Origin of the sequence: Mesorhizobium sp. ORS 3428, assembly GCF_001854785.1 — a bacterium.
Classification (GTDB): Bacteria; Pseudomonadota; Alphaproteobacteria; order Rhizobiales; family Rhizobiaceae; genus Mesorhizobium.
The window spans coordinates 1-8659 of record NZ_MDFL01000174.1 but is presented as its reverse complement, the minus strand read 5'-3'; the positions used below and the strand labels follow the sequence as shown (position 1 = coordinate 8659).

The window sequence follows — 8659 nt, the reverse complement described above, 5'->3', positions numbered from 1 at the left end:
TGCGAGATCAGCTCAAGCGCCGACGGAGCGAAGGCGAGCTCGCGGTGGTTCTCGCTATTGAATCGATCGAGGAAGGCCTTCGCAAGGCGTGGAATATCACCGGGTCGCTCTCTGAGCGGTGGCAGCATGATTGGCACGACATTGATGCGATAGTAAAGGTCGGCTCTAAACTCTCCGTTCACCACAGCCGTCTCGAGGTCCTTGTTGGTGGCGCATATCAGCCGGACGTCGACCGTTAGCGTCCTGGTGCCGCCGACGCGCTCCAACTCGCCTTCCTGCAAGACGCGCAACAGCTTAGCCTGRAAGGCAGGCGAAATCTCGCCGATTTCGTCAAGCAGCAGGGTTCCGCCATTGGCTAGTTCGAAACGGCCGGCGCGCTGCGAGACAGCCCCGGTGAAGGCGCCCTTTTCATGCCCAAACAATTCCGATTCCAGAACGCTTTCAGGCAGTGCGGCGCAGTTCAGTTTGACAAACGCTTTCTTGCTGCGAGGCGAAAGCTTATGGATGGCCTGCGCAAAAAATTCCTTGCCGGTACCGCTTTCACCCCGCAAAAGCACGGTGGAGTTGGTTCTTGCTACGACCGCGACGGTTTCAAGCACCTGCTTGAGTGCGGGACTTTCCCCGATGATCCCGTCGATTTTGACATGCGAATGCCGGGCAGGGCGGGTCTCCTTCTCGTGGACCCATTTCTCCGGTCTCCGTTGCTCCTCGACAAGCCGCTGACGATCTGTGCTCAGCATGCGATGGAGGCGGATGGTCCGGCCGACAAGATTGGCGACCATCGTCAGGAAGGATACGTCTTCGTCGCAACGCACGCTGGCGGCGCGGTCCCCGACACGGTCGATCGACAGTGTACCGAGGATTTCATCCCCAGCCTCTATTGGCACTCCGATAAAGGTAACCGGTATGGTGGCGCTGCTCGAAGTCGTTTGAAGACCAGCCTGAAATAGTTCGGACTTGCTGACATCGTGTAGGACGAGCGGCGTCCCCGTAGCGACGATCCGGTCTACCACGGACTGCGGTATGACGTGGCGCCAGTCTGATTGAGGTGCCTGGTTGTTGCCGGCGGTTGCGGCAATCTCCAGCTCTCCTTCCGCGTCCAGGACGACCATTGCTCCATGACGCATTTGCACAAACGAGGAGAGTACGTTGACGACATTGCCAAGCGTGATCTCCAGCCGCGTGGGCGCGGTCAGGATCTCGGATATCTCGTAGATTCCCCTGAGCGGGATGTTCGGCTCGTGCATGGCTTTGATAGGTGGCCCGGCGTCGAGAAGCCCTACCTCGTGCACCCGATCCCGCATTATTTGAGCCATGGAAAACACCTCAGGGGTTGCAGGGTGCTCCTCCCAAAGCGCCTTTATGTATTTCGACTCGCGAGACCTCAGTATTACCGAGCCCCTGTGCAATTGCAAATTGTCAGGTTGCAATTGCGRCAATTTCACGTGTCGGCACGCCTTTGCGACGGCGCATGCGGTGCGCAGGTCATCCGAACTTGAAGAGGACACCGAAGCCGCCGCGCGGATAATTCCACTCGATCTCACCGCTGGCCTCGCACAGTATCCGACAGGTGCCGCACTCCATGCAGCCGTCGGCGGTGATCTCCACTTGGCCCTCGTCGGTCAATTCATAACATTGGGCAGGGCAGACGCGCGTCAACGCAAGCAGGTTGGCGCTTGGCTTCTGGTGCGGTCRCACTTTTATATGTGGGCGCCCCGAATCGAYCAGGTAGCGGTTCTGGTAGAGCTTCTCCTCGATGCGTGATCCTGCAATTGTCATCTCGTCCTCCTAGCGCCAGGCGAATGCCAGGCGGACCACGTCGCCCAGCAGCCCCCAGCGCGAACGCGCCTTGATGAAGGCAGTAGTGGTCGCCTTTTCCTTGTCGATTTTCGGGGTGCCGTCGACCCGCATGAAGGTCTGGGCCGCCTGCGACATCAGCTGCGGGTAGGTCGTGAAGAAATTCCGGGAATTGGTGTGGAGCAGGGCCGGCATGTCTTTGTATTTCTTCAGATCTTTGATTACGAAAGACTTGTCCAACATGGTCTTGTATAGGGCAAGGTTCTGTTTGGTCATGGGACGCTTGCGGCTCTTGACCTGCACGATTGCCTCAGCCGCGATGCGGCCAGAGGTCATGGCGAGGTTCGAACCCTCGCGGTGGACGGCGTTGTTCAATTGCGCGGCATCGCCGACCACCACCCAACCGTCGCCAAACAGCTGCGGAATCGCCTTGTAGCCACCTTCGGGAATGAGATGCGCGGCATATTCTTTCACCTCCGAGCCGGCGATTAAAGGCCGGATCGAAGGATGATTTTTTAACGTATCGAGTACGACGTATGGGCTCTCCATCATCGAAGCGAAATCCGAAACAAGGCAGCCGATGCCCAGTGAGATCGATTCCTTGTTGGTGTAAAGGAAGCCGAGCCCGGCCATGCTGCGGGAGATTGTACCCACGGCCTCGATCACGCAGCCTTCACCGGCCTTGAGGGAGAACCGCTGCTCTATGACCTCTTCAGGCAGGAAATGCATTTCCTTGACGGCGAGCGCCACGGATTTCGGCCTCGGCATCTGGCGAAGCCTGGCGCGCGTGCCAAGCAGTCCGCAGACCCCTTCTGCGAGAACGACAACGTCCGCGAAAATCTCTCCGCCGGCCCGGTCGGTGCGGACGCCGACCACCTTGTCCTTGCCATCGCGCACCAGTTCCGTCACGGTCGTCTCGCACAGAACCGTCGCACCGGCCTCGCGCACCTTACGCGAAAACCATTTGTCGAATTGGGCGCGGATGATCGTATAGCGGTTGGGCTTGGCCTCGTTGAAGTCGTCCGACCGATAGTGAATCCCGGTGTGGGATGTGTCGTCCATCACCCAAAGGCGCTGTTCGACCAAATGCCGCTCGAGAGGCGCATCATCCCGGAAATCCGGGATGATCTTCTCCAGCATGTTCGCGTACATGATTGCACCCTGAACATTCTTGGAGCCCGGATATTCACCTCGCTCCAACTGCAACACGTTCAGGCCATGGCTGGCCATGGTGTAAGCAGCAGCGTTTCCCGACATGCCGGCCCCAACAACAATGGCGTCGAATTTTTCCTTGATCATGTCCAACTCCCTAGCTCGCAAGCTTATCGCGACTGTGGGGCGACAGCCGCCGCGTGAAGGCTTCCGTCAGTGCGGGAAGGAAGCGGATCGCATCGGTGATGATCCCTAGGTGGGCGAAATCGAAAATCGGCGCGTTCGGGTCGGTGTTGATAGCCACGATGAGATCCGCCCCTTCGACGCCAACCCGGTGCTGGATAGCGCCGGAAATTCCAGCCGCTATGTAAAGCTTCGGCCGGATGGTCTTGCCTGTTTGGCCGATCTGCCGATCAGCCGACAGCCAGCCCTTTTGGACCAAAGGGCGYGAGCAGCCATGCTCGGCGCCGATTGCTCGCGCAAGATCCTTCACAAGCTGCAGGTTCTCCGCCGCCCCTAGACCGAGGCCTCCTGCAACCACCACGTCGGCATAGGCAAGATTGGCCTTTCCAGACTGGCTATCCGGCAGGAAACCGAGGATTTTGGTGACGATGTCATCCTCGGCTACCGATAGCTGGTGCCGGATGACACGGCCGACCGGCTTATCCATCCGCCGCGGCATGGCCATGACCCTCGGTCGTACTGTCGCCATCTGCGGCCGGTAGTTGAGCGTGTAGATCGTGCACAGTAAGGAACCGCCGAAAGTTGGACGGGTCGCAGCGAGYGAACCGTCCGTATCGACGTCGAGTTCGGTGCAGTCGGCCGTAAGCCCTGTCTTCAAGGTTGTTGCGACCGAACCAGCAAGATCCCTGCCGAGTGTGGTCGCCCCGAGAAGCAGGATCTCGGGTTTATGGGCATTGACAAGATCCGTCATCGCCTTGGTGAAAGGCTCGTTGCGATAGTCGGCAAGCAACGGCGCCTCGACGTTGTAGACAAGATCGGCGCCATAAGCGAAGGCCTCGGCTACCGCAGACTGGGTGGTCTCTCCTGGCGGTCCGAGCACGATTCCCGCGAGCTCGACGCCAAGCTTGTCGGCGAGCTTGCGGCCTTCACCGAGCAGTTCGAACGATACCGGGTGGACCTGGCCGCGCTCGAGCTCGATAAAGACCCAGACGTGGCGATAGTCTTTGAAATGGTCGGGCAGCTCCTTCTTTGTGCCGGCACGGCCGGGGGCAGGGCGAGGGGCTTCTCGATTCGCGCTCGACATCGTCTCTCCTTGCCGTCATTCGCCGCTGTTGAAGGCGAGTTCCTGTTCCAGCGCTGGACCGCGGGTTAAGATTGYGGCGATAAGTTCGTCAGCGAGATCACGCAAATTCCTCTCGGCGGCGTCGATAAGTGCCGCCTTTTCCGCCCGCGCTGTAGGGGCGAAAACGCGCTTGACGACCGTCGGCGAGCCGCGCAGGCCGCATCTGGTCAGGTCATCGATGCCGGCGTCGGCCGCACTCCATCTCAGGACTTGGCTGCGCGCGGCGTAAAGGGCGTCCTCGAGCGAGCCCCGACGCACCTCGTTTGTGCCTTCCAGCATCGTGATGAGACAAGGCAGCCTGCTCTGCAGCATCTGAGTGCCCCCTTCACAGCGGCGCTCGACCTTGATTTCGCCGGCAGCGAGGTCAATGGAGGGGATCTTCGCGACGTAGGTCAGTTGCATGAGATCGAGGCGCTTGGCGATGCCGGGTCCGACTTGGGCGGTGTCTCCATCAATCGTCTGCTTGCCGGTGAAGACGATGTCTGGAGTGCCGAACGTCTCGCCAACCTTCGCGATTGCCTGGGAAAGTGCGTACGAGGTCGCCAGCGTGTCGGAGCCRGCAAAGTAGCGGTCGGTCAACAGCACCGCGCGGTCGGCGCCGTAACCGAGGGCCTTGCGCAAGGCGTCCTCTGCCATGGGCGGACCCATAGTGAGCACGGTGACCTCGCCGCCGTAGGTGTCGCGCAGTCTGAGCGCTTCTTCGAGGGCGAACAGGTCGTAAGGATTGATGATGGTAGGCACACCCTGGCGCATGATCGTGTTCGTGACGGGATGGACCCGTATTTGCGCCGAGTCCGGCACTTGCTTGATGCAGACTACGATGTGCATTGGCGGTCTCTTTGGGCTTTCAACCGGGTGCGGTCTGATCTGGTTGGCAGCACTACTCGTGCCAAGTCGTTTTGCGTCGTCCTATTGCTGGAGGCTCGGTTGGTCCCTTTCAGGGCCGAGTTCACGACGACCGGATTTGTCGGCTTCTCGACATTATCGCGTCGCAACCATGTCACTCTCATTCCTTTGGGAAACGCTTCAGTACGGACTCGAACGGGACGAWGGTGCGTCCCGGCCTGGCAGGCTTGTTCGGATCGCGGTCTTTGAGCACCTTGAAGACCCGATGCGTGAGTGGGGAGGATGTCGCGAAGTCCTCATAGGCGCGTTGCAGTGTGGCGCRCACCCGCGCCGCGACCACCTGGTCGGGCAGATCGGATAGATCTTCTTCGGCAAGATACTGGCCCACGCGCTTCATGATATGAAGCCGTGAGACATTCAGTACCTTTGGATCATAGGAGACCCCAAGGAGGGCGAAGAACTCCTCCGCGGCCGACAGGCCCTTCAGTCGCGCGAGGATGTCGGTAACATCGATGGGGCGGCCGTCAGGGGAACAATTCATGGCCATCTCGCTGGTCGAATAACAGTGGCATCGCTGTGTTCGTCGCCCAGCCGACCTGGACCGGTGAGATCCGCGAGGCGTGCCTCGCTGCACATTCCATCGTAGAGCTCGACCAGTTGAGTTGCTGTCACGACCGATTTGGTCGCGGCCGCCTCGCGGCGGACGCGAGCCACGATGGCGGCTGCCAAATCCGGGTCGAGATCGCGACCGCTTTCGCTCAGYACGCGGGCAATCGCGGTGGCGCCGGAATGYTTACCGATGACGATACGCCGGCAGCGGCCCACGAGTGCCGGGTCGAGCCCCTGATAGGCGCGCGGGTCCTTCAGCAGCCCTGCGACGTGAGTGCCGGATTCGTGGGTGAAAACATCGGCGCCGACGACCGGTTTAATAGTCGCCGTCTGCCGGCGGGCGGCGCAAGCCACCTGGGCGGCGAGGTCGGGCAATGCGGTCAGCTCGATACCAGTATCCGCGCCGTCGATGACGGCCATCGCGGCCGCCACTTCTTCCAGCGCGGCATTACCCGCACGCTCGCCGAGCCCGAGGACGGTGACGGAAGCATGGCGCGCGCCTGCGCGGATCGCGGCCAGTGTGTTGGCGGCCGCAAGGCCGAGATCGTTGTGCGCATGAAATTCGAGGTCGATTTCAGACTTTGCCATGAGCTGGGCGACGAGTTCGAAAGTCGAGAACGGGTCGAGAATGCCGACCGTGTCGGCAAGCCTGACGCGGCTTGCGCCGGCGCGCGCAGCCGTTTCGATGACGCGGGCAAGATAATCCCCATCAGCCCGCGAGGCATCCTCGCAGCCCACAGCGACGAAGAAGCCAGTAGCGGCTGCGCGCCTCACCATATCCTCGATGAGCTGGAGCGCTCCCGCCTGATCGAGGCCGAGCTTGGCGGCAAGTTGGATGTCGGATGCAGGYAGCGACAGATTGACGGCGCTGACGCCGCTCTCGATCGCTGCATCGAGATCGCGCGCCTTCATCCGGCACCAGGCCATCAGCCGAACCGGGAGACGCCGCGCGACCGCGGCGCGAATTGTTTCGATCTCGTCGCCGCCCATGATCGGCGTGCCGATCTCGATCTCTGGGACGCCGGCGGCCACAAGAGACTCRGCGAGCTCCAGCTTTTCCGCCGTCGTAAAGGCGACACCGGGCGCCTGCTCGCCGTCGCGTAAGGTCGTGTCGTTGAGGAAGACATCACGGCTCATGAACGGCAGCCTGTTCTGCTGCCGGTCAGGTACAGACAGGATCGAACGTCTTCGGGACTTCGCCCACGCGACCCAGAACCGGGAGAGTCACGCAGCTTCTCCACGATTGCCGGCATGACCTCAAGCACCCGCTCGACGTCTTCTTCGCCGTTGTCGCGCGCGAACGAGAAGCGGACTGCCCCGTGTGGCATCTGCATCGCGCTCAGGACATGGCTCGGTTCCATTGAGCCGGAGGTGCAGGCGGAGCCGGAGGAACAGGCGATGCCTACGCGGCTCAGCAGATGTGGGATGCCGTCGCTTTCGGTATGTTCAAAGGAGATGTTTGCGGTGTTTGGCAACCGCTCCACCGGATCGCCAGTGACACAGGTGTTTGGGATGCGCTGGAGAATTCCATCCTCCAGGCGGTCGCGCAGCGACTTTACACGTGTGGTCGCATCCTCCATGAATTTCAAAGCGAGTTCGGCTGCCGTGCCGAGCCCGACTATGCCGGGCGTGTTCTCGGTGCCGGCACGCCGGYCGTGCTGTTGGCCTCCACCCTTGATGAGCGAGCGGAAGTGCACGCCACGCTTTATCCAAAGCGCGCCGATCCCTTTGGGGCCATGAAGCTTGTGGCCGGAGAGCGACAGCATGTCGATAGYGGTCGATTTCAGGTCCATCGGAAGCTTGCCAACCGCCTGCACCGCATCGGTATGGAAAAGGGCGCCAATTTCCTTGGCCAACTCGGCGAGCCTGGACACGGGAAAGATCGTACCGGTCTCGTTGTTCGCCCACATGACCGAGACGATTGCCACACGGGGCGAGAGGGCTGCCTTGTAGGCGTCGAGAWCAAGCCGGCCATGGCGATCCACAGGAATCCTGTGGACCTTGACGCGGCGAGTCTGCTCAAGATGCGCGCACAGCGTCAATACAGCGGCATGCTCGACCGCGGACGTCACGATCTCGGTTCGGTCGGGCGTGACCTCGAGCGCCGAAAGGATCGCTGCATTGTCGCTTTCTGTTCCACCCGAGGTGAAGGTGATCTCATCGTCGAACTGCGCGCCGATCAGCGCCTGCAACTGCCGCCGCGCCTTTTTTATCGCCGCACCGACTGAGGCGCCAAAAGCGTGCGTCGACGAAGGGTTGCCGAATTGATCCGTGAAGTACGGCAACATCGCTTGCACAACGTCAGGATCGACCCGTGTCGTTGCGTTGTTGTCGAGGTAGACAGGCCTCATACGAACAGTCCTCAGTTAACTGTAGGACTTGCCGCAGCCGCACTTGTCCCGCGCGTTGGGGTTTTCGAAGACAAAGCCAGGAGAGTCGAGCCCGGTGACGAAGTCGACGGTCATGCCGGCAACATGGGGTTGGGAGTCTGCATCCACAAACAGCTTGATCCCATCTGTCTCCGTGATCACATCGCCCTGGCGCGAGACGCTCTCCAGGCCCAATATGTATTTGAACCCGGCGCAGCCGCCGGTCTGGACCATAATGCGAAAGCCCTCCGCTTGCTCGCTGGCGCGGGAAAGAGCGGTCTTGACGGCGGCAACGGCATTGTCGGTGAGCGTGATCATGGCAAGATTTCTCCTCAATCCGCGACGTCTTTGCGGATCACGCAGCAGGGACCGTGCCAAAGAGGAAAAACCGTTCCAACACGGCGCGATCCCTCTAGCGGCGCTATCAATCCTGTTGGCCAATTGCTGAAAAGACGTCGGGAAACCGACACGACTGTCGGGTTTGTCGAGTACGTGACACGAAGTGTCCGGCCTCGGTTCCCACTGAACTCTCACATAAATCATTGATCAGTGTGCGGAACGTTTTTTACGCTTGTTCAGG

9 protein-coding genes are annotated in these 8659 nt (G+C 60.7%); all 9 read right to left on the bottom strand.

What is annotated here, in order from left to right:
- Positions 1-1247, bottom strand: a 1247-nt coding sequence (gene nifA, locus ORS3428_RS29030) for a nif-specific transcriptional activator NifA (protein ID WP_443136886.1), incomplete at its 3' end; no start/stop codon positions are given.
- A 238-nt stretch (positions 1248-1485) separates the two neighbouring features.
- Positions 1486-1779, bottom strand: coding sequence for a ferredoxin family protein (locus ORS3428_RS29025; RefSeq protein ID WP_071101706.1), 294 nt, complete (start codon positions 1777-1779; stop codon positions 1486-1488).
- Positions 1780-1788: 9 nt separating this feature from the next.
- Complete coding sequence (locus ORS3428_RS29020; protein WP_040985335.1) at positions 1789-3096, bottom strand: FAD-binding protein; 1308 nt, start codon at positions 3094-3096, stop codon at positions 1789-1791.
- Between the two features lie 10 nt (positions 3097-3106).
- On the bottom strand, positions 3107-4216 hold the full coding sequence (locus ORS3428_RS29015; protein ID WP_071101705.1) for an electron transfer flavoprotein subunit alpha/FixB family protein: 1110 nt from the start codon (positions 4214-4216) through the stop codon (positions 3107-3109).
- A gap of 15 nt (positions 4217-4231) precedes the next feature.
- Entirely contained in the window at positions 4232-5083 is an 852-nt protein-coding gene (locus ORS3428_RS29010) for an electron transfer flavoprotein subunit beta/FixA family protein (protein ID WP_071101704.1), read from the bottom strand.
- Positions 5084-5261: 178 nt separating this feature from the next.
- A complete protein-coding gene (gene nifW, locus ORS3428_RS29005) occupies positions 5262-5642 on the bottom strand; it encodes a nitrogenase stabilizing/protective protein NifW (protein ID WP_071101707.1) in 381 nt (126 codons plus the stop codon).
- The gene (nifV, locus tag ORS3428_RS29000; RefSeq protein WP_040985329.1) at positions 5639-6847 is read right to left on the bottom strand and encodes a homocitrate synthase; all 1209 of its coding nucleotides are present in this window, start codon (positions 6845-6847) and stop codon (positions 5639-5641) included. The genes nifW and nifV overlap by 4 nt, the downstream gene beginning before the upstream one ends.
- Positions 6844-8061 (bottom strand): cysteine desulfurase NifS, encoded by a 1218-nt coding sequence (nifS, locus tag ORS3428_RS28995; protein ID WP_071101703.1) that lies wholly within the window; start codon positions 8059-8061, stop codon positions 6844-6846. Before nifS ends, nifV begins: the two co-directional genes overlap by 4 nt.
- A 15-nt stretch (positions 8062-8076) precedes the next feature.
- On the bottom strand, positions 8077-8397 hold the full coding sequence (locus ORS3428_RS28990) for a HesB/IscA family protein (protein WP_071101702.1): 321 nt from the start codon (positions 8395-8397) through the stop codon (positions 8077-8079).
- Between the last annotated feature and the right edge of the window lie 262 nt (positions 8398-8659).